Here is a 22,099-nt window from a genome sequence, read left to right as displayed (position 1 = left end):
CCAATCACTAATACGAAACGATGAAGTGATCAACCACGAGCGAAGGAGCTCAGTGAAGCTCGCGACATTCCTGCACGAGAACTCCGAACAGTGGGGATTCGTGTGGGCGGACCCCGTCACCGCGGAGCTGCGCGTCGTCGAACCCGGCCTTGCCGAGGCGGCGCTCGCCGGGAGCGGAGGCGGGACGAGCGGCTATGCGGCGAGCCGGCCGAGCTTCCTGGGCACGTGGCCCGGCACGCTCGCGGATTTCCTCGCGCTCGGCGATGAGGGAATGGCCGTGCTCGACCGGCTGGAGCGCTTCCTGGCGCGGTTCGCCTCCCAGTCCGATGCCACGATCCTCGACACGATCTCGCACGCGGTCGCCGACGTCGAGCTGCTCGCGCCCATCCCGCGCCCGCGGCTGTGCCTCGGGCTCGTCACCAACTCGCCGTCCTTCGCCCGCGCCAATCCGCGCATCGAGCATCTGAACCTGTTCCCCGTGGCGCACCAGCGCCCGCAGGGGAGTGTCGTGGGCGCGGGAGCCGCCGTGCTCATGCGCAACGGACATCACGATCCGCTCATGTCGTTCAATGTCGAGCTCGGGGTGATCATCGGCCGGGGAGGGCGGGAGATCCCGCTGAACGAGGCGATGCGCCATGTCGCCGGCTATACGAATGTGACCGACGTGGCGGGCACGTACTACTACGGCCGAGTGCCGGGGAACGCGGGGCGAGGCTACAGCCTGCCCGCCGAGTACGGTGATTGGTTCTTCCAGGCCACGGCGTCCTGGGGCGGGAAGATCGCCGACACGCTGTGCCCGGTGGGGCCCTTTCTCGTCACGAAGGACGAGGTCGGCGATCCGTACGACCTGCTCGTGTACACGCGGCAGGACGGGCGCCAGCGCGACCGTGCGCACACCTCGGCGACGATCCTCGGGGTCGAACGGGTCATCCAGTGGTACTCCTCGTTCGCCACGCTGCATCCCGGCGACATCCTCCATCTCGGCACCATGGGCGTCGACGGGCTGGCGATCCCGCGTGAGGTCGTCGAGCGCCGCGAGGTCGTGCTCGAATCGGAAATCGAGCAGCTGGGCGTCCTGCGCAACCCCGTCCAGGTGGTGCCGGTCGGTGAGCGCGTGCCGTTCGACCGGCATCCGTCCTACGCGATCAGGCGCGCGGCGCAGGAACCGCCGACGGACGCCGCCACCTGGCATACCGACGATGCCCGGCATGTGTTCACGGCCTTCGGCAATCACATCGGCGCGCCGGGCGAAGGTCTGCCGCGACTGCAGGTCCCTCGCTTCTTCACCGGACCGGCGAGCTCTCTCGGGGCAGACGGATCGCGCGTGGTGCTGCCTGCTCGCGCGACGGTCGTCGAGGTGACGATCGAGCTCGCGGCGATCATCGGCCGGCTCGCGTCGGACGTCGACCCGGACGATGCGGAGTCGTACATCGCCGGCCTCTCGCCAGTCGTGTCGCTGTGCGACGAGTCGTTCGGCGACGCCGTTGCCGAACCCGCCCGGCTCGGCGAACGGCACATCCCCGCCGTGTACGGCCGGTGGGGCGACGGCTTCAACGTGATCGGTGCGCTCGAGCCGCAATCCGGCAGATGGCGCGGGCGTCGCATGCGTCTGGACGCGGGCGACGAGTCCGTCTCCGGCTCCACCGACGATTACCTAGACGGCGCAGCTGAGATGCTCGCCACGATCTCGGCGGTGACGACGCTGTTTCCCGGCGACGTGATCCTGCTCGGCCGCACGGCCGCCACGCTGCGACTGCCGGTGAGCGGAGGCGTCGTCGCCGGCGAGATCGAGGGTCTCGGGCGCGTGCGCGCCGAGATCGTACGGGCAGGTGCGGGCGGGGCGACGGACGGGGAGGCATCCGCATGACAGCGGGCCGCGGCATCCATCAGAACCTCCTCATCCTCCACTGCCATGACTTGGGACGCTTCCTCGGCGCGTACGGAGTGCAGACCGTGTCGACGCCGAACCTCGACGCGCTCGCCGCACGGTCGGCGGTCTTCGACGACGCGTTCGCCACCTCGCCGCAATGCAGCCCGGCGCGCGCTTCCCTCTTCACCGGGACCTACCCGCAGCGCAACGGCGTGCTCGGCCTCACTCACTCGCCGTTCGACTGGGATCTCGCCGATCCGTCGTCGCACCTCGCGACACGGCTGAAGCGCGAGGGATTCCGCACCCACCTGATCGGGGTGCAGCACGAGTCACGGGTGCTCGACGAGGATGTCGTGGCGCAACGCCTGGGATTCGACCATGTGGAGTCGACCGGCGCGGGAGGTTCGCGCTCGGAGCGGTCAGGAATCGTCGTGGGCGACCGTGCGATCGACGCTCTGTCCCGGTACGCCGGTGATTCCCGTCCCTTCTATCTGCAGGTCGGATTCTTCGAGCCCCATCGCGCGCCGGACCCGCGGGACGAGCCCGGCGTCATGGGATTCCTCGGCGGCTACATCGAGCCCGACTCCTCGCGTGGCCACGGGGTGCCGGGCTACCTTCGCGACGACGACGGCGCCCGCGCCGAGATCGCCGAGCTGCAAGGGGCGGTGCGGTACCTGGATGAGCACGTCGGCCGGGTGCTGGACGCTGTCGAGAGGCTCGGACTCGCCGACGAGACGATCGTCGTCTTCACCACGGATCACGGGCTCGCGCTGCCACGTGCGAAGTGCACCCTCTACGACCCGGGACTGGAGGTCGCTCTCATCGTGCACGCGCCCGGCAGACACGCATGGAGCGGAGTTCGCGTCGGTGGACTCGTGAGCCACCTCGACGTGCGGCCCACCGTGCTCGGGCTGCTCGGCCTCCGACCCGACGACGACCCCGACGGCACGAGTCTCGTGCCGGTGGTCGAGTCGGCGGCAACCGCGCACCCGCACGTCTTCGGGCAGCTGACCTATCACGACTACTACAGCCCCCGACGCTCGGTGCGCTCCGACAAGTACAAGCTCATCGTCAACTTCGACAACGCCCCCAACCCGATGGATGCCACCCAGTCGTGGCTGCGGCGCAGTTCGGTGCGTGACCTGACGAAGGGCGGCATGCGCACCAGTCCGCTCGTCGAGCTCTACGACCTCGAGGTCGATCCCGGCGAAGAGCTCGACATCGCCGCGTCGCCTCGCAACGCGAGGATCCGCGACGAGCTCGCCGCAGCAATGCTCGGGTGGATGCGCGACGTTGACGACCCACTGCTTTCCCAGGGGCCGCGATCCCCGCACCATGCCGCGGCCGTGCAGTTCCTGACCACCGCAGGTGCGTGAACGACCGAAGGAGTAGGACGAGGAATGTCAACGCTCAGTAGACGGCACGTGATGGGTGCGGCAGGCATAGCCGCGCTCGGTGCCACCATGGCCGGACAGCTGTCTCCCTCACAGCCTGCCGCGGCGGCCGGGGCCACCGCCGACGCGCTGATGGGAACGACCCCGCAGGAGTTCGGCGCGGTCGGGGACGGGGTCGCTGATGACACGGATGCCATCCAGCAGGCCATCGACGCCCAGCTCACGCGTCCGAACAAGATCGTGTTCTTCCCTCCGGGGACCTACCGCATCACGCGCACGCTGGTCGTGCCCGACGTCGAAGGACTCGGGGGCGACAACTTCAACCGCATCGTGCTGGCCGGTGCGAGCACCATGAGCTCCCGGGTGTCGATCATCGATGTCGACTTCGACGGGACGGGACTCGAGATGCGAGCTCCCCTCGCCGCATTGCGGGGGCTCTGCTTCGTGGCGCCGGCCAGTCTGAAGAACACCGTCGCGGTGCAGTCGGCGCGCGATGCCAACCGGGTGGGCGCGAACACCGACGACGTCGATCTCGTTGTGACGGAGTGCACCTTCATCGAGTTCTACCTCGCGCTCAGGCACGTGGGTCGTGGGCTCGTGTTCACGAACAACCTGGTCGCCGTCGGCGATTTCGGCCTCGACATCTCGTGGCCCACGGCCGGCGTCTCCGGCACCGGCGTGCACCTCCTGCCGTACGGCATGCGCAAGTGGCTGATCGAGGGCAACCACTTCCACAGCATGGGAACCGCGATCCGGACGACGGGGGAGAACGCGGGGAGCTTCCGCGGCGCGATCATCGCCAACAACGTGCTCGACATCGGGCGCCGGCTGTTCGAGGGCGGCATCATCAACTCGACCTTCACGGGCAACGTGGTCGAGAACGGCTCGGGCGGTGCGCTGATCAACATCACTGCGGGGGGAACGAACCTCACCTTCACCGGGAACGTGCTCGGCGGCGGTGAGCCGACCGGTGGCGGGCGGCCGCCGTACTCGATCGCGTTCGACACCGCCGTGCAGGCACGCAACGTCGCGATCACCGGGAACACCTTCAACTGGGTCACCCGCTCTCCGGTGTACTTCGCGGCCGCCGCTGCGGAGATCACGATCTCAGGGAACTCCTTCGACAACTGGAACCTGGATCAGGATGAGCGCTGGGGCGCCGTCCGTATCAACGGCGATGCGACGGATGTGTCGCTCCTCGGCAACCTGTTCGGAGCGAACCCCGTGACCGAAGCGCCGCCGGTGCGGGTGACCGGGACCCTCACCCGCTCAACGATCACGGGCAACACCTTCGACAACACGGCGGGTGTGGTGTGGGCGCAGGTGATCGGGGCCGACAATGTCATCGAGCGGCGTCGTCCCGGTGCGATGGAGCAGGAGGTGACGGCAGCCGCCAACGCAGCGATCGTCGTCCGCGCCACCACGACCGGTGTCCACGACGTCGGGGCAGACGCGTACGGAGCATTCGTCGCCGCCTCGGACCAGAGCGCGGGCGCCGGGCCGGGCGTGAAGGGCGGCATGCGCGTCGTTCCCGTGAACGAGGTCGGATCGACCGCCGTCGACCTGCTGTGCTCCACGGACGACGAGAACGGCGTCGCCGCGATGCGCGTCGACATCACGGGCATCACGCCGACTGCCGACAACGCCCGTGATCTCGGCTCGGCCGAGAACCGGATGCGCACCGTGTTCGCCCACGGCGTCCAGCTCGCGGCGGGGCCGAGGCCGCAGCCTGCGCTGGGTGCGATGGCGATGGTGACGGATGCCGCCGGCACGAGCGTGCTCGCGGTGTCGGACGGAACCAGATGGCTGCGCGTGGTGCTCGGAAACCCCGTGTAGACGTCGCCGGAGGCACGTAAGCGCCCCGCCCTCGGAGGTCAAGAGACACCTTCGGGGGCGGGGTGCGTTCGGCCAACCATCTTGACCTCGACTTACCCGGCTTGTGTCCACCGTGTGTCCACGTGGAAGACATATCACCGGCCCGGGGCTGTGCTGCCGACGTGACTGACGTTCAGAGTCGGTCTTGGCCTGGACTGCGACGCCCACCCCGTTCTGGTTCTCGAAAGAGAGTTGCGTGCGCCGCTAACTCGCGTTAGTCTCAGATCGCCTCGAACTCACGCGCGTTAGTCAGCCCGCGCATCCAATGAAGGAACCGCAGATGTCAGAGACGACCCGGCGCCCGGTGACGATGGCGGATGTCGCGCGGCACGCCGGCGTGTCCCGCTCGGCCGTCTCGTTCGTGCTCAACGACCGACGCTCTGTCAGCATCGCCGAGGACACCCGCGATCGCGTATTGGCCGCCGCGGCCGAACTCGGCTATCGGCCCAATGCGGGCGCGCGCGCACTCGCCAAGAAGCAGAGCGACTGGTACGGCCTCGTCACGGAGATCGTGACCGCGCCGTTCGCTGTCGACATCATCAAGGGAGCGCAGGATCGCGCCCTCGTCGATGAGAAGTACCTGCTGATCGCGTCCACCGAGTCCGACCCCGCCGCAGAGACGGCCGCCATCGAGCGGCTGCTCGAGCAGCGCGTCGAGGGGCTCCTCTATGCCGCGACGTGGCATCGTGCCGTCGAGCTTCCCGCGATCGCACGGGAAGTGCCGACCGTGCTCGTCAACTGCTTCGACGTCGAGGGCCGGTACCCCGCCATCGTCCCCGACGAGCGCACGGGGGGCCGCCGGGCGACCGAGCGCCTCCTCGCGGCCGGGCACCGCCGCATCGGCTTCATCAACCTCGATCCCGACATCCCTGCGGCGGTCGGCCGACGCGTCGGCTACCACGAGGTGCTCCGGGAGGCCGGTATCGCACCCGACGGGAACCTCGAGATCTCGGGGCATGCGACGGCCGACGGCGGGTACACCGCAGCATCCGCTCTTCTGGATCTCGCCGACCCGCCGACCGCCGTCTTCTGCGCCAATGACCGGATGGCGATGGGCGCATACGACGCGATCAAGGAACGCGGCCTGCGCATTCCCCAGGACATCGCCGTCATCGGATTCGACAATCAGGAGCTCATCGCGGCATACCTGAGGCCGGGCCTGACGACGGTGGCACTGCCCTTCGAACAGATGGGCGCCCGCGGCGTGGACCTCCTCGCCGCGATCATCGCGGGTCAGTCGACCGGCACGGGAACCGTGACGGTCGACTGCCCGCTCCTAGAACGCGCGTCGGTGTGACTGGACATCTCGTCCGACGCGCAGCCCCTTCGGCTTCAACGAAGAAGAAAGGAACACACTCATCATGACAGTTCACCGCAAAGCGGTGCTCATCGCCGCCACGGTGGCGGCGACCGCCGCGCTCGCGCTGTCCGGCTGCAGCGCCGGCGGAGGCGAGTCCGCGGACTCGCTGGACGGCACCCAACTGCTGACGATCCCCCGTGAAGACATGGGGACCTTCGACCGCAACTTCAACCCGTTCGCCAACCCCGACTTCCCGATGACGCAGCAGGCGATCTACGAGTCGATGGTCGTCTACAACCCCGCCGACGGGTCCACCACCCCGTGGCTGGCGACGGAGTGGGAGGTCGCGCCCGACAGCACCGGCATCACCTACCACCTGCGCGACGGAGTGAAATGGTCCGACGGCGAGCCGTTCGTCGCCGACGACGTCGTGTTGTCGTTCGACCTGCAGCGAGAGGTCCGCGGCGGATTCGACTACATCGAGTCCGTGACGGCGGTCGACCCGCTCACGGTGCAGTTCGACTTCAACCAGCCGTTCTCGCCTGCGCTGCTCGACATCGGCCAGCAGGTGATCGCTCCCGCCCACATCTGGAGCGACGTCGACGACCCGACCAAGTTCGCCAACGAAGAGCCCGTCGGCACCGGACCCTACACAGAGGTCACCAACTTCCAGGCGCAGTCCTTCGACCTCGGCAAGAACCCGAACTACTGGCAGCCCGAGAAGCAGCAGATCGAGGGCATCCGCATGCTCGCGTTCTCCGGCAACGACGGCGCGAACCTCGCCGCCGCGAACGGCGACGTCGACTGGGCTCCCCAGTTCATCCCGAACATCGACGAGGCCTACGTCGCGAAGGACCCCGACAACCGGTTCTTCTGGTTCCCGCCGACCGGATCGATGATCAACTGGCAGTTCAACAGCGCGAAGGCGCCGTTCGACGACGCGGACGTGCGCAAGGCGCTCTCGATGGCGGTCGACCGCGAGCAGGTCACCGAGATCGGCATGCAGGGCTACACGTTCCCCGCCGACTGCACGGGTCTGACGGGTTCGTACGACACGTGGCGCGACGAGGCGGTCGTGGACTCGTGCACGTGGACGGAACGCGACCTCGAAGGCGCGGGAGAGCTCCTGGATGCCGCGGGCATCACCCTCGGCGCAGACGGCAAGCGCGTCCTTCCCGACGGATCGCCGTTCGCATTCGACTTCTCGGTCGGCTCCACCTCGAGCGACTGGGTATCGGTGGGCAATGTCATCGCACAGAACCTCGCCGAGCTCGGGGTGACCGTCACCGTCGCCGCGAAGGACTGGGGCGACGTCGTCGCGGGGTATGAGAACGGCACCTTCGACTCGGGCATCGTCTGGAGCGCGAACGCTCCGACGCCATACCAGTTCTACCGCGGCGTGATGTCGACCGAGACGGTGAAGCCCGTCGGCGAGCAGACGTTCGACAACTACCACCGCTTCGGCAGCGCGGAGGCCGATGCTCTCCTCGCGCAGTTCGCCGCGGCATCCGACGAAGCCACGCAGCACGAGATCATGAACCAGCTGCAGGCTCTCTTCGCCGACGTCGCACCGGTTGCGCCGCTCTTCCCCGGCCCGGAGTGGGGTGCGGCGAGCACGGCACGGTTCACCGGATGGCCGACCGAGGACGACCCGTACGCGACGCTCTCGACGCGCTCGCGGACGACGTTGCTGGTGCTCACCAGCCTGGAACCCGTCGTCACCGACTGACCCATCGTGCCGTCCTGCTGCGTCGCCCGCGCGGCGCAGCAGGACGGCCGAGGAGACACATCATGGGCTACATGCTGCGGCGCTTCGGGTTCTATCTCGTGGCGTTCTGGGTGTCGATCACCCTCAATTTCTTCCTTCCCCGTTTCATGCCGGGCGACCCGGTGTCACGCATGGTGGCACGGCTGCAGGGACAGATCCGTCCCGACCAGATCGAGGCGTTGAGAGAGTCCTTCGGACTCAGCGACGCTCCGCTGTGGGAGCAGTATCTGCGCTACCTCGGCCAGATCTTCACGGGCAACCTGGGCTTCTCGATCTCGCGGTTCCCGACCCCCGTCATCGACGTCATCTCCAGCGTCATCGGCTGGACCTTCCTGCTCGGCTTCGTGTCGCTGATCATCGCCGTCGTCATCGGCAACGTGCTCGGCATCCTCGCCGCGTGGCGCCGCGGAGGCGTCCTCGACTCCTTCGTGCCGCCCCTGCTCATCTTCATCGGCTCGTTCCCGTACTTCTGGCTGGCGATGGGACTGCTCTACCTGTTCGGCGTCACGCTCGGATGGTTCCCCTTGCGCCACGCGTACGAGGTGGGCACCACCCCGGAGTTCTCCCTCGCGTTCCTCGGCGACGTCGCGTACCACCTGATCCTTCCCGCCACGTCGATCGTGCTCGTCTCGGTCGGCGGCTGGATGCTGGGGATGCGCAACACGATGATCGCCACCAACGCCGAGGACTACATCGTGATGGCCGAAGCCAAGGGGCTGCCCGCGAACCGCGTGATGATGCAGTACGCGGCCCGCAACGCATTGCTCCCGTCCGTCACCGCATTCGGCATGTCGCTGGGCTTCGTCGTCGGCGGCGCGCTGCTCACCGAGGTCGTCTTCGCCTACCCGGGCATCGGCTACACCCTGCTCGCCGCGGTGCAGAACCTCGACTACCCGCTCATGCAGGGACTCTTCCTCACGATCACCACGGCCGTGCTGATCGCCAACTTCCTCGTCGACATCGTGTACGTGCGCCTCGATCCGCGCGTGCGCGTGAGCTGAACGGAGGGTGTGATGTCACTCGCGCAAGATCCCCGCGCCATGGCCGAGCTGGAGCTCGGCAGCCCGCCCGGTCCCGATGGGCAGGTCACCGCCATGCCGACGCCTCCGCGTCGCCGCCGTGGCGGAGGCGGACTCCTGGGAGGCCTGCTCGGCAATGCGAAGGCAACGTGGGGCCTGGTGATCCTCGTCCTCTTCGTGCTGATGGCGGTCTTCGCTCCGGTCCTCGCTCCCGGAGACCCCACGCTCATCCAGGGCATCGGCTCGCAGCCGCCGTCAGCCGAACACTGGCTGGGAACCACAGCCAAGGGGCAGGACGTGCTGGCGCTGAACATCTGGGGTTCGCGTTCGTCGCTGTTCGTCGGCTTCACCGTCGGGATCCTCGCCACGTTCGTCGGGCTCCTCGTCGGCCTCGCATCCGCCTACCTCGGACGCACGATCGACAACGTCCTGTCGCTCGTCACGAACGTGTTCCTGCTCCTTCCCGGACTGCCGCTGCTGGTGATCCTCGCGGCGTTCCTGCCGCAGGGTCTCGGCACCGTCATCCTGGTCCTCGTCATCACCGGCTGGGCGGGGTCCGCCCGCGTGCTCCGCTCGCAGGCAATGTCGATCCGCGGCAAGGACTTCGTCGCCGCCTCGCAGGTCACCGGCGAGGGCGGCTTGCGCATCATGTTCCGCGAGATGCTGCCGAACATGGCGTCGATCGTCATGAGCACGTTCCTCGCCTGCGTGATCTTCGGCATCGGCGCGCAGGCGGGTCTCGAGTTCCTGGGGCTGGGCGACATCAGCACCATCAGCTGGGGTACGAACCTGTACTGGGCGAGCAACGACGGCGCCCTGCTGACGGGAGCCTGGTGGGTGTTCGTTCCTCCGGGGGTGTGCATCGCGCTCGTCGCGTTCGCGCTCGCGCTCGTCAACTACGGCGTCGACGAGACGACCAACCCCCGCCTGCGGCGGCCTCGCCGCCGCACCACCCCTGACGCGCCCACTCGTGTCGCCCCCCGCACGCGGAAGGAGACGGTGCGATGACCGCCCCGCTGCTCGAGATCCAGGACCTTTCCGTCGAGTACGTCACCGAGGCCCGCACCGTGCGCGCCGTCGATCGGGTGTCCTTCTCGATCGCCGAGCGCGAGGTTTTCGGCCTCGCCGGGGAGTCGGGCTGCGGCAAGTCGACGATCGCCAACGCGATCCTGCGGCTGCTGCGAGACCCCGCCGTGATCTCTGGTGGGTCGGTCCGCTTCGCCGGCACAGATGTACTCGCACTGGATGCCGAGGAGCTCCGCCAGTTCCGCTGGCGCAAGGTGGCCATGGTCTTCCAGAGCGCCATGAACGCGCTGAACCCCGTGATGACGGTCGGCGATCAGATCGTCGACATCTTCACCACCCACGACGGCGTATCGAAGAAGACCGCGCTCGCGCGCGCCGGCGACCTGCTCGATCTCGTGGGCATCCCGCGGGATCGACTGCGCTCGTACCCGCACCAGCTGTCGGGCGGGATGCGGCAGCGGGTCGTCATCGCGATGGCGACGGCGCTGCGACCACCACTGCTCATCATGGATGAGCCCACCACGGCGCTCGACGTCGTCGTGCAGCAGGAGATCATGGCGCAGATAAAGGACCTGCAGCGTGAGCTCGGGTTCGCGATCCTCTTCATCACCCACGACATGTCGCTCATGGTCGAACTCTCCGACCGGATGGCGGTGATGTACGCGGGGCGCTTCGTCGAGACGGCTCGATCCGACGAGATCTTCGACACGCCCGAGCACCCGTACACCCGTGCCCTGATGAACGCCTTCCCGCCCATGTCGGGTCCACGCACGCGTCTGCAGGGTCTCGGCGAAGGAGTGAGGTTCCGTGACATCCCGGATCTCGAACCGCTCACGCCTACCCACTGGGTTGCACCCAGCGACGACGACTCCCTGATCACGGAGACCATCTCATGACCGCACAACAGACGCCCGTGCTCTCCGCGCGGGGACTGGAGAAGACGTTCACCATCGGCGGGGCGTTCTCCCGCAAGCGCGTCCGCGCGCTCGGCGGCGTCGACCTCGACATCGCCCACGGAGAGGTCGTCGCGCTCGTCGGCGAGTCCGGCAGCGGAAAGTCCACACTCGCGCGCTGCATCGCCCGCCTCGAGCAGCCGTCGGCCGGCACGTTCCTCTTCGAGGGCGAAGACATCATCGCCACATCGAAGCGGCGTGCGACGCGCGAGTACCGCTCGGCCGTGCAGATGATCTTCCAGGACCCGTTCGGGTCACTGAATCCCGTGCACCGTATCGGTCACTTCCTCGAACGTCCGCTGCGCATCCACGGTGCCGCATCCGGCCGCGCGGAAATGGAGCGCGCGAAGCAGCGGCTGATGGCGAAGGTCGGGCTTCCCGACGAGATGCTGGACCGCTACCCCCACGAACTCTCCGGCGGCCAGCGGCAGCGCATCGCGATCGCGCGTGCGCTCGCGGTCAACCCGCGGCTGATCCTGGCCGACGAGCCGACGTCGATGCTCGATGTCTCGGTGCGGATCGGGGTGCTCAACCTGATGCGCACGCTGTGCGAGGAGCAGGGCATCTCGATGCTCTACATCACGCACGACCTCGCGTCCGCGCGCTACCTCGCCGACCGCATCGTCGTGATGTTCGCCGGCGAGTTCGTCGAGGGCGGCGATGCGATGCAGCTGCTGGCCAACCCGGCGCACCCCTACACCCGCCTGCTCATCTCGGCGGTGCCCGACCCCAAACGCATCGAACCGTTCGACCCCGTCGAACGTGCGCGACTTCGTCGCGAGGTGCTGCACCCGACCGGCTGTCAATGGACCGGGAAGACGACCGAGCCCTGCTCGGCCGAGAAGGCCGTGTTCCATCGGCTGAGCGAGGAGCCCGAGCACTGGGTGCGCTGCGGACGGTACGCACCGCCGTCCGATGCCCCGGGAACCGCATTGGAACAGCCCGCACACGATCAGGAGAACGACGCCGCATGACCACGCATCCGATGACCAGCCCGAACCGGACCTCATCCGATCTCGTGGAGCTCGCTGCCGCGGACCCGCACCGGCCCGCGTTCCACTTCGTCTCGCCCGCCGGATGGCTCAACGACCCCAACGGGCTCACGGAGAAGGACGGCTGGTACCACCTCTTCTACCAGTACAACCCCTACGCGCCCGTACACGACCGCATCCACTGGGGCCATGCACGCAGCACCGACCTCGTGCACTGGGAGCATCTGCCGATCGCGCTCGAGCCGACCGCCGGTCCCGACGTCGACGGCTGCTGGTCCGGCGTCTTCGTCGACGACGGGGGAGTGCCCACGCTGGTCTACTCGGGGCGCCACGGCGAGGTCGAGCTGCCCTGTGTAGCGACGGGGTCCGACGACCTCGTCGAGTGGACGAAGGAGCCGGGGAACCCGGTCATCGCGGCACCGCCCGAGGATCTCGATATCGTCGCCTTCCGGGACCACTGCGTGTGGCGTGAGCAGGCCGCGGATGGAACCGGCCGATGGCGGCAGATCGTCGGTTCCGGCATCCGCGGCGTCGGCGGCACCGCACTGCTCTACGAATCGGACGACCTGCGTTCGTGGCGGTATGTCGGCCCGCTCCTCATCGGCGACGCGGCCGACCGGCCGCGCACGGCGTCAGACTGGACCGGGACCATGTGGGAATGCGTCGACCTGTTCGCCGTCGACGGCACGGACGTGCTGGTGTTCTCCGCATGGGACGACGGGGTGACCCACCACCCGCTCTACTGGTCGGGCCGATATCGCGGCGACCGCTTCGAACCCCGGGCGCTGCACAGGCTGGACCTGGGCGGCCGGTTCTTCTACGCGCCGCAGTCCATGCGCGACGAGACCGGCAGACGGCTCATGTTCGGGTGGATGCAGGAAGGACGGACGGATGCCGCGGCCGTTGCCGCCGGCTGGTCCGGGGTGATGTCGCTGCCGCGCATCGTCACCGGCCGCCCAGATGGGTCTCTGCATCAGGCGCCGGCGCCCGAGGTCGATGCGCTGCGGACCGAGCTCCTTTACGAAGGCCCCGCAGGCGAGGTCGGCGCGGCGGGTATCGGCGGCGACCAGTTGGATCTCGAACTCGACGCGACTCTTCCGTCGGGCACCTCGATCGAACTCGCGGTGCGCGCGACCGCGGACCGCGCGGAGCGCACCGTGTACCGCCTGCGTCGTGTCGGCGGCGAGGTCGAGTTCTCCCTCGACCGGAGCCGGTCCAGCCTCGACGACAGCGTCGACGCGAAGCCGCTCGCGGGCGTCGTCGGACTCGAGGGCGACACCGTGCGTCTGCGCGTCGTCGTGGACCACTCCGCCCTGGAGGCGTTCGCGAACGGCATCCCACTCGCCGCGCGCGCGTACCCGACGCGGGATGACGCGCTGCGCGTCTGCGTCGACGTCGGTGGCGCCGCCGCGACGCTCCGCGTGTGGCGCATGGCGTCCGTGAACTGACGCCACGCACCACCATCACCACCACCAACACAGCGGCAGCACCGACGCTGCCGCGGATGAAAGGCCATCCATGGAGCAATCGACTGCAGTCTCACGCCGCGCGCTCTTCGCCGGCGCCGGCACCACCGCTCTCGTGGGCACGCTGGCCCTGGCAGGAGGGGGAGCGCCCGCCGCCGCGGCGGACGCGGCATCCGTCCTCGGCACGACCTCGAAAGGACGCACTCGCATGCGGCCCGCGTACCACCTCAGTGTTCCCGACAACTGGAAGAACGACCCGCAGCGACCCGTCTACATCGACGGCGAGTACCACTACTACTACCTCTACAACGCGGACTACAACGAAGGCGGTGCGGGAACCGCATGGCGGCGGGCCACGACGTGCGACCACGTGTCGTTCCGCGACCGCGGCATCGCCATCCCGAAGTTCAGCAACGGGAACGGTGACTGCTGGTCGGGATGCCTCGTCGTCGACGAGCGCAACACCGCGGGCTACGGGGCAGGCGCCGTCATCGCGCTCGTGACGCAAGCGCCCCAGGGCCGGCAGGCGCAGTACCTCTGGTACTCCACGGATCGTGGCCGGACGTTCCGACCCGGCGGCGACGCGCCCGTGCTGCCGAACCCCGGCGTGCCGGACTTCCGCGATCCCAAGGTCATCTGGGACGCCGACCGCGGGCGCTGGTTCATGGCGAACGCGGAAGGACAGCGTGTCGGGTTCTACGTCTCCGCCGACCTGCGCTCGTGGCGGCGCGTCGGCGAGTTCGTGCGGACCGACCTCGGGCTGATCGAGTGCCCCGACATCTTCCGCATGACCGCGAACGACGGCACCTCGCACTGGATCCTCGGCATCAGCGCCAACGGCAAGGGACGGGGGCTGCCGGCGACGTACGCGTACTGGACCGGGGCGTTCGACGGCGCGTCGTTCGTGCCCGACCACGGCGATCCGCGCTGGCTCGACTACGGGTTCGACTTCTACGGCGCCGTGACCTACCCGAATCACGAGGCATCGGGCGCGGAAGACCCGACGCTGCGCCGCGCCATCGGGTGGGCGAACTTCTGGGACTACCCCCACAACACGCCCACGCTTGCGACCGACGGCTACAACGGCGACGACATGATCGTGCGCGACCTGCGGCTCACCGCAGGAGACGGAGGCTACTACCTCGCCTCCACACCGACGGCGGCGCTCGAACGGTATGCCAAGAAGACCCACCGTCTCGGCGACGTCGCGGTCACTGGGGTACGCGACCTGGAGCTGCGCTCGCTCGCCTACGACCTCACGTGCGAGCTGGTGTGGGATCCGGCGGCAGCGCCCTCCAACATCGGGTTCGAGGTCTGTCGCGCGCCGGGCGGGGGCCGTCACGTCGCCGCCGGTGCGTTCCTGAACGGGCCGTTCACCTACGTCAACCGCCGTCCGACGATCAATCCCACCGGCGGCGAGTCGCAGACGCCGATCGATCCGTCGACGGGGCGCCTGGCCGTACGGATCCTCGTCGACCGCACGAGCGTGGAGTTCTTCGTAGGCGACGGCCGCGTGGTGCACTCGCACCGGGTCTTCCCGCTCGAAGGCGACAACCGCATCCGGCTCTACGCCAACGACGGCTCGGCGATCTTCCGCGGTCTCACCATCCGCGACCTGGCGGTCTGACCCGGCGCTGCGCCGCGAGTCGTGCTCTCTCCGATAGTTGGTTGATTAACCGCTTGACCACTCGTTGATATCCGGTCTATCGTGTGAATAACCGATTAACCAAAGAGGGTGACGATGGGCCAGCGAGGGTTCTACCAGCCGGAAGGCGCGTGGGTGGGGGATGTCATCCCCTGGCAGGAGGATGGCGAGTTCCATCTGTTCTACCTGTACGAATCGCGCCAGGTGCCGCGCGAAGGGATGCCGTGGCACCGCGTGGTGACGGACAACCTCGTCGACTTCGACGACCGCGGCGAGGCGCTCGCATCAGGCGGCGCTGCCGCGGCCGACTTCAACGTGTACACCGGCAGTATCGTGCTCGCCGAGGACGGCACGCACCACGTGTTCTACACCGGGCAGAACCCCGATGTGGTGGGCGACGACGGACGGGCGCTGCAGGTCGTGCAGCACGCGACGAGCGTGGACGGAATGCGTTCCTGGCAGCGCCACCCCGACGACACGTTCGGGGCGACGGGCGGCTATGAGACCGGCGACTGGCGGGACCCGTTCGTGTTCTGGGACGAATCAGCGCGCATATGGCGGATGCTGATCACGGCGCGCCACGCCGACGGGCTGTCGCGGCGCCGTGGCGTGATCGCCCAGTGCACATCGCGGGACCTCTCGACATGGGAGCCGGCCGCGCCGTTCTGGGATCCGCGGCGGTATCTCGCGCATGAGTGCCCCGAGGTGTTCCAGTGGGGCGACTGGTGGTACCTCGTGTTCTCCGAGTTCAGTGACGCTTTCACGACGCGCTACCGCATGGCGCGCAGCCTCGACGGCCCCTGGCAGGTCCCCGAGCACGACACGATCGACGGGCGTGCCTACTACGCGGCGAAGTCCGCTGCCCGTGGCGATCGGCGCTTCTTCTTCGGCTGGATCGCGTCGCGCGAGGGCGCGAACGACGATGGCGCGTGGCAGTGGGCGGGCACGATGTCAGTGCTCGAGGCCGAGCAACGCGCCGATGGGACTCTCGCCTTCCACCCGCCTGCAGAGTTGCGCGACACGTTCTCGCAGCCTGAGGAGGGGATTTCCGCCGGAAGCGTCCTGCTGGCACCCGACGGGTACCGGGACCTGCTCACGACGGAGGAGGCCCCCACGGCGTTCCGTCTGCGCGCGCGCTTCGAGATCGCCGACGGCACGACGGAATGCGGTGTGCTGCTGCGGGCCGGCGCGGATGAAGACGAGGGGTACGTACTCCGCCTCGAGCCCGGGCGAGGGCGGCTCGTCTTCGACCGGTGGCCGCGACGGGCGACCGGCACGGAGCAATGGCAGATCTCTGGCGACGTGCCGTTCGCGATCGAACTGGAGCGACCGTGCCACATCGGCGCCGGCGAACACGTGCTCGATGTGATCGTCGACGGCGACATCTGCGTCGCGACTCTCGATGACGCCACCGTCCTCAGCACGCGTCTGTATGACCGACGGAACGGCCGGCTCGGTGCCTTCGTCGGTGAAGGCGCCGTCACGATCACCGAGTTTTCGGTGTTCTCGCCACTCCCTGCCGACCCCGATCAGCGACCGCATTCCGACTCGCTGCTCGCCAGCAACGTGTAGCACCCGACGCCGCACCCACCTGCAACACCCGATCAAAGGAGATTCCGACATGGCAGCTCTCACCCGCACGACGGCGATGGTCGCCGTCGCCGCCGTAACCGCACTCGTCCTCACCGGCTGCGCCGGCTCGTCAGGCGCAGCCGACCCGACCGACATCGACCCCGACGGAGAGGTCGTCCCCCGCCAGATCTCGTGGCTGCTCTCGCGTCCCGCAGACGGCGGCGTCATCACCGCGATGGAGCAGATCGCCGACGAGTACGCCGCCGACCATCCCGGCTTCGCGCTGAACCTCATCACGACTCCGGATCGACCGTCCTACATCCAGAAGTACGAGACGCTTGCCGCCGCCAACAAGCTGCCGGAACTCTTCGACACGGATGCGACGCCCTTCGCGCAGAAGCTCGCTGCACAGGGGCGGATGATCGACATCGAAGCCCTCCTCGACGACCTCGGACTGGACGACTACCGCGAAGCCGCACTGAACTACCAGCGCTTCGACGACGGCTCGCTGTACATGGTGCCGTTCGAGTTCCAGCTCGAGTACTTCTGGTACAACTCGGCTCTGCTGCGGGAGGCGGGTGTCGGCGTGCCGGCGACCCTCGACGACTTCCCCGCGATGTGCGAAGCGCTCCGCGCGAAGGGCATCACCCCGATCGCACTCGACGGACAGGACCAGTGGCCTCTGGAGCGATACATGGCGTACTACCCGTTCCGTCTTGCCGGACCCGAGTACGTGCAGCAGCTCAAGAACGGCGAGGCGTCGTTCGACGATCCGGCGGGTCGCGCCGCCGCCGAGTGGCTCTCCTCGCTCGGCCAGGCCGGCTGCTTCCAGGAGGGGTTCTCGTCGACCGGGTACGCCGACGCCCAGGCGCTCTTCACCTCGGGGAAGGCCGCGGTCTACAACATCGGCACCTGGGAGCTGAGCAACCTGGCCACCGACGCGCTCGACCCCGCCGTCCGCGATGACGTGGACTATTTCACCCTCCCGACGATCGACGGGGCCGTCACCGACGACACCGAATACGTCACCCCATCGGGAATCGGCATGGCCGTGAACACGAAGACCTACGACCCGCTCGTGCGGGACTTCCTCGGATTCGCGCTGGAGCGCTACCCCGAGGTGTATGCCGCGACCGGCGCACTGTCTCCGACCAGCACGGCAGCGACGACGATCCCTGACAACGCCACTCCGCTGTACGCCCGTGCGATCGAGCAGGCCGACAACGTCGGGCCTCGCATCGCGATGCCGTGGGACACGCAGCTCGACCCTGCGACCAACACCCGCCTTCAGCAGGAGCTGACGCTGCTGGTGCAGGGGGACATCACTCCCGACGAGTTCATCACGACGATGGACGCCGCTCTCGCGGAGAACGCCGATGGCTGAGTCCCTCACTGTCGGGGCGGGCGCGGCCGTGTCGCGCCCGCCCCGGCGGGCGCGTACCCCGCTCAGCTCGATGCTGCCGAGGCGCTCCACGCTGTCGGTGGTCGTCTTCCTCGTCCCACCGTTGCTGCTGTACGGCGTGGCGGTGCTGCTGCCGATCCTCCAGTCGCTGTTCCTGAGCGTCTTCCGCTGGGACGGCATCACCGACATGGTGTTCGTCGGCGTCGACAACTACGTCAAGATGTTCACCCGTGACGACGTCTTCTGGACGGCGTTCGGCAACGCGCTGGGCTACCTCGCCATCTGTCTGGTATTTCAGCTCGGGGGCGCGCTGATCGTCGCGAGCCTTCTCACGGCGCTGCCGAGGGCGCGAGAAGTCGTGAAGACGATGTACTTGCTGCCGGCCATCATCTCCACCGTCGCTATCGCCTTCCTGTTCCAGCGGATCTACTCGCTCGAACCGGTCGGCCTGCTCAACCAGGTGCTCGCATGGGTGGGCCTCGAGAACCTGCAGACCGCGTGGCTGTCGAACGTGCAGACCGTGCTGGCGGCGGTCTCCATCCCCGAAGGATGGCGCTTCACCGGTTTGTACATGCTCATCATCTATGCGGCGCTCATCGCCGTGCCCCGTGAGCTCGAAGAGGCGGCCAGGCTGGACGGCGCGTCGTGGTGGCAGGTGTTCTGGCGGATCCGCTTCCCCTACATCCGCCCGGTGTGGATCACCACCACGATCATGGCGACAACTTTCGCGCTGCGCGGTTTCGACATCCCTTACCTCCTGACGAACGGCGGCCCGGGCCAGGCATCGGAACTTCTCACCACCTACATGTACAAGACCGCGTTCGTGCACACCGACTACGGGTACGCCAGCGCGATCTCGGTGTTCATCGTCGTCGAGTGCCTGGTCGCCGTCGGCATCATCCTGCTCGTGCTTCGTCGAAGGGACGACTCATGACCGCTCCCACCCTCACCGCCCCAGCGCCGCTCGACAGGCGCGCGCCGGCCGCGCCACCGGCGCAGCGGCGAGTGCCGTCGCGATCACCACGGCTGCGCGTCCAGCGGACGCTGCTGAGTGCGACCATCGTGCTCATCGTGATCGTGCAGGTGTATCCGCTGCTCTGGCTGCTTGTAACCAGCTTCCGCACCGCCGCCGACTTCGCCGCCGGGAACCCCTTCGCGCTGCCGGGGTCGTTCACGCTCGACAACTACGCGCGCGCGTTCGGCACCGGCAATCTCTGGCTCAACATCCTCAACAGTCTGATCGTCACGCTCGGCGCCAGCGCGCTCATCGTCATCGCCGGCATGATGGCGGCCTTCGCGCTGGAGGTGCTCGGCTTCCGGTTCAGCAACGGGGTGAGGGCCCTGCTGCTGCTCGGCATCATCGTGCCCGTGCAGATCGCCCTGGTGCCGTTGTTCATCGACTACTCGCAGGTAGGGCTGCTCGACACCCACCTGTCGATGATCATCCCGCTCGCGGCGTTCTCACTGCCGATGGCGGTCTACCTGTTCTCGTCGTTCTACAAGTACATTCCGCGGGAGACGTACGAGGCGGCGTCCCTGGACGGTGCCGGGCCGTACCGCATCTTCGTTCGCATCACGCTGCCGCTGTCGGTCAACACCATCGTCACCGTGGTGCTGGTCAACAGCATCTTCATCTGGAACGACTTCATCTTCGCGAACACCTTCGTGCTCTCGGACGGATTGAAGACGATCCCGCTGGGTCTGCAAAACTACATCGGAGCGATGGGCAACACCGACTGGACCGCGACGTTCGCTGCCGTCTGCGTCACCGTGACGCCGTTGCTGCTCGTGTTCCTCATCCTCAACAAGGCGATGATCTACGGACTCGAGAGCGGAGCGACGAAGGGGTGAGGATGCCCGAGCACGGCAGAAGCGGTTCCGCGGTCACGATGCGCGACGTCGCCAAGGCCGCCGGCGTATCGGTGGCGACCGTGTCGCATGTGGTCAACGACAAGCAGGGCGTGCGCATCGGGGAGGACGCCCGGCGGCGTGTCCACGAAGCGGTCGCCGAGCTCGGGTACCGGCCGAACGCCCTTGCGAAGACGCTGTCGCGGGGAACGTCCCGATTCATCGGCCTCGTGTCCGACGCCATCGCGACCACCCCGTTCGCAGGCCAGATCATCCACGGCGCTCAGGACGAGGCGTGGAAGCACGGATACGTGCTTCTCGTCGCCGACACCGACGGCAACCGTGCCGCCGAAGACGAGGCCATCGCGATGATGCTCGAGCATCAGGTGCAGGGCGTGCTGTACTCGAGCTGGTATCACCATGAGGTGACAGTTCCCCCGGCCTTGGAGAACACCGACACGGTGCTCGTCGACTGTTACGCGTCCAGAAGCGAGCTGCCCACGGTGGTGCCCGACGAGGAACAAGGGGGACGCGTAGCCACCGAGGAGCTCCTCTCCGCCGGCCACCGCCGCATCGCGTTCCTCAACACGACGACGCCCTCGCCCGCGCAGACCGGACGCCTCGCCGGATACCGCGCGGCGCTCGAAGCGGCGGGCGTCGACTTCGACCCCGAGCTGGTCTTTCCCACCGCTCCCGATCAGCAAGGCGGATACGCCGCGGCGCCGCTGCTCCTCGCGGCTGACGCGACGGCGGTCTTCTGCCACAACGACCGGGTGGCCATGGGCCTCTACGACGGGCTCCGCGAGCACGGCATCCGTATTCCCGACGACATCGCCGTCATGGGGTTCGACAATCAAGACGTGATCTCCGCCCACCTTCGGCCGCCGCTTTCAACGGTCGCGTTGCCTCACTACGACCTCGGCGCTGTCGCGGTGAGAGTCCTGCTCGGCCTCGAGCCGGCGAAGGACACCCATCAGTATCTGGTCAGGTGTCCGCCGGTCGTCCGGCAATCCACCTGAGATTGTTGCTCGCAGCCGGCGGGGCTTGGCGAGCGCCGCCCTCGGCTTTGACGTTCGTGCTTCATGGGGCGGCATCTGATGTCAGCTACCGGTCGGCTTGCGCACCTATCTGCGTGCGCGCGAAGCCGCCGGGCGAGACGGTGAAGACGAATTCATCGTGGAGCTTCGTCCACGTTGCTTGGTCGATCCCGGTGGTAGCGATGATCCGAGCGCCGGTGCCGCTGACCGTGGTGCTGAGCGCGTTGTAGCTGTCGTCGTGCCCGGGCGGGAGTGCATCAGCTTCGAAGCCGCGGCGGGCGAAGGCGGCCAACGGCGCACCTGTCCCGCCGGCCGCGTGAATGATCATCAGGGTCGCGTCGGTGAGGATCATGGCATTGAGGCATGCGCCTGCGAACCTGGTGCGCACTCGCGCGACCGCGTGTGCGAGTGCCGTGGCATCGTCGAGGCCCGGTGCCCGGCCCACCGCATGGCGGATGGCGGTGAAGTAGGCCTCACTGTCGGTCGTCCCGTGCAGCTCGCCCCTGCCGTCGGCGGTGAGGAGTCCGACGAGGTCCTCGCGCGGGGCGATCAGCCCATTGTGCTGAAACGCTGTCCCGTCACGGAGGAATGGCTGGACATTCTCGGGAGCGGGCGGAGCGCCACGACTGGCGAATCGGAGATACAGCATGCGCGACGTCGACGCCGGTGCCAGCGCGTGAGCCCACTCCTCCCCGCCGACCGCAGCGGTCGCTGAGCCGGCGGTGCGGACCTCCCCGGTCGCGACGTCGCGCCATGCGGTGCCCCAGCCATCGGCGTGCAGCCGTGCGAGATCGGTGAACTCGGCCAGTACTGATTCACCCACAGCGCGTGCAAGCGGGAGCGGCTCGGCCGCGACGTAGCTGAGCATGCGGGACATGCGTTCCTCCTAGCGCTGGTCCTTCGACAACGTGGATCCACTTATGATACTTTTG

Annotated in this window: 17 protein-coding genes; 16 read left to right on the top strand and 1 reads right to left on the bottom strand. The window is 68.0% G+C overall.

Annotated features, from left to right (window positions below; translation table 11 throughout):
• Positions 1–52: 52 nt before the first annotated feature.
• From MRBLMI12_RS21255 to MRBLMI12_RS21180, 16 genes are all read left to right on the top strand, one after another.
• A complete protein-coding gene (locus MRBLMI12_RS21255) occupies positions 53–1,867 on the top strand; it encodes a fumarylacetoacetate hydrolase family protein (protein WP_363358158.1) in 1,815 nt (604 codons plus the stop codon).
• On the top strand, positions 1,864–3,246 hold the full coding sequence (locus MRBLMI12_RS21250) for a sulfatase family protein (protein ID WP_363358156.1): 1,383 nt from the start codon (positions 1,864–1,866) through the stop codon (positions 3,244–3,246). Before MRBLMI12_RS21255 ends, MRBLMI12_RS21250 begins: the two co-directional genes overlap by 4 nt.
• 24 nt (positions 3,247–3,270) lie before the next feature.
• Positions 3,271–5,100: a glycosyl hydrolase family 28-related protein gene (locus MRBLMI12_RS21245; RefSeq protein ID WP_363358154.1), complete on the top strand. Its 1,830-nt coding sequence runs from the start codon at positions 3,271–3,273 to the stop codon at positions 5,098–5,100.
• Positions 5,101–5,419: 319 nt separating this feature from the next.
• A complete protein-coding gene (locus MRBLMI12_RS21240; protein WP_363358153.1) occupies positions 5,420–6,436 on the top strand; it encodes a LacI family DNA-binding transcriptional regulator in 1,017 nt (338 codons plus the stop codon).
• Between the two features lie 64 nt (positions 6,437–6,500).
• Positions 6,501–8,168 carry an ABC transporter substrate-binding protein gene (locus MRBLMI12_RS21235; protein ID WP_363358152.1) on the top strand — a complete coding sequence of 556 codons (1,668 nt, stop codon included), beginning with the start codon at positions 6,501–6,503 and terminating at the stop codon, positions 8,166–8,168.
• A gap of 62 nt (positions 8,169–8,230) precedes the next feature.
• Complete coding sequence (locus tag MRBLMI12_RS21230; RefSeq protein WP_363358151.1) at positions 8,231–9,208, top strand: ABC transporter permease; 978 nt, start codon at positions 8,231–8,233, stop codon at positions 9,206–9,208.
• A gap of 93 nt (positions 9,209–9,301) precedes the next feature.
• Positions 9,302–10,234: an ABC transporter permease gene (locus MRBLMI12_RS21225; RefSeq protein WP_363358250.1), complete on the top strand. Its 933-nt coding sequence runs from the start codon at positions 9,302–9,304 to the stop codon at positions 10,232–10,234.
• A complete protein-coding gene (locus tag MRBLMI12_RS21220) occupies positions 10,231–11,148 on the top strand; it encodes an ABC transporter ATP-binding protein (protein WP_363358150.1) in 918 nt (305 codons plus the stop codon). The genes MRBLMI12_RS21225 and MRBLMI12_RS21220 overlap by 4 nt, the downstream gene beginning before the upstream one ends.
• Positions 11,145–12,179, top strand: coding sequence for an ABC transporter ATP-binding protein (locus MRBLMI12_RS21215; RefSeq protein ID WP_363358149.1), 1,035 nt, complete (start codon positions 11,145–11,147; stop codon positions 12,177–12,179). Before MRBLMI12_RS21220 ends, MRBLMI12_RS21215 begins: the two co-directional genes overlap by 4 nt.
• On the top strand, positions 12,176–13,645 hold the full coding sequence (locus MRBLMI12_RS21210; protein ID WP_363358148.1) for a glycoside hydrolase family 32 protein: 1,470 nt from the start codon (positions 12,176–12,178) through the stop codon (positions 13,643–13,645). Before MRBLMI12_RS21215 ends, MRBLMI12_RS21210 begins: the two co-directional genes overlap by 4 nt.
• 70 nt (positions 13,646–13,715) lie before the next feature.
• The gene (locus tag MRBLMI12_RS21205) at positions 13,716–15,290 is read left to right on the top strand and encodes a glycoside hydrolase family 32 protein (RefSeq protein WP_363358147.1); all 1,575 of its coding nucleotides are present in this window, start codon (positions 13,716–13,718) and stop codon (positions 15,288–15,290) included.
• A gap of 114 nt (positions 15,291–15,404) precedes the next feature.
• On the top strand, positions 15,405–16,880 hold the full coding sequence (locus tag MRBLMI12_RS21200; protein WP_363358249.1) for a GH32 C-terminal domain-containing protein: 1,476 nt from the start codon (positions 15,405–15,407) through the stop codon (positions 16,878–16,880).
• Between the two features lie 49 nt (positions 16,881–16,929).
• A complete protein-coding gene (locus tag MRBLMI12_RS21195) occupies positions 16,930–18,264 on the top strand; it encodes an ABC transporter substrate-binding protein (RefSeq protein WP_363358146.1) in 1,335 nt (444 codons plus the stop codon).
• Between the two features lie 70 nt (positions 18,265–18,334).
• Positions 18,335–19,216: a carbohydrate ABC transporter permease gene (locus MRBLMI12_RS21190; RefSeq protein WP_363358248.1), complete on the top strand. Its 882-nt coding sequence runs from the start codon at positions 18,335–18,337 to the stop codon at positions 19,214–19,216.
• A complete protein-coding gene (locus MRBLMI12_RS21185) occupies positions 19,213–20,133 on the top strand; it encodes a carbohydrate ABC transporter permease (RefSeq protein WP_363358145.1) in 921 nt (306 codons plus the stop codon). Before MRBLMI12_RS21190 ends, MRBLMI12_RS21185 begins: the two co-directional genes overlap by 4 nt.
• 2 nt (positions 20,134–20,135) lie before the next feature.
• Complete coding sequence (locus tag MRBLMI12_RS21180) at positions 20,136–21,149, top strand: LacI family DNA-binding transcriptional regulator (RefSeq protein WP_363358144.1); 1,014 nt, start codon at positions 20,136–20,138, stop codon at positions 21,147–21,149.
• Between the two features lie 85 nt (positions 21,150–21,234).
• Here MRBLMI12_RS21180 and MRBLMI12_RS21175 read toward each other — a convergent pair whose 3' ends face one another.
• Positions 21,235–22,044: a class II glutamine amidotransferase gene (locus tag MRBLMI12_RS21175; protein WP_363358143.1), complete on the bottom strand. Its 810-nt coding sequence runs from the start codon at positions 22,042–22,044 to the stop codon at positions 21,235–21,237.
• Between the last annotated feature and the right edge of the window lie 55 nt (positions 22,045–22,099).

The organism is Microbacterium sp. LMI12-1-1.1 (assembly GCF_040676455.1).
Lineage (GTDB): Bacteria > Actinomycetota > Actinomycetes > Actinomycetales > Microbacteriaceae > Microbacterium.
Note: the sequence above shows the minus strand (reverse complement) of the source record. Positions and strands in the feature narration are given on the sequence as shown.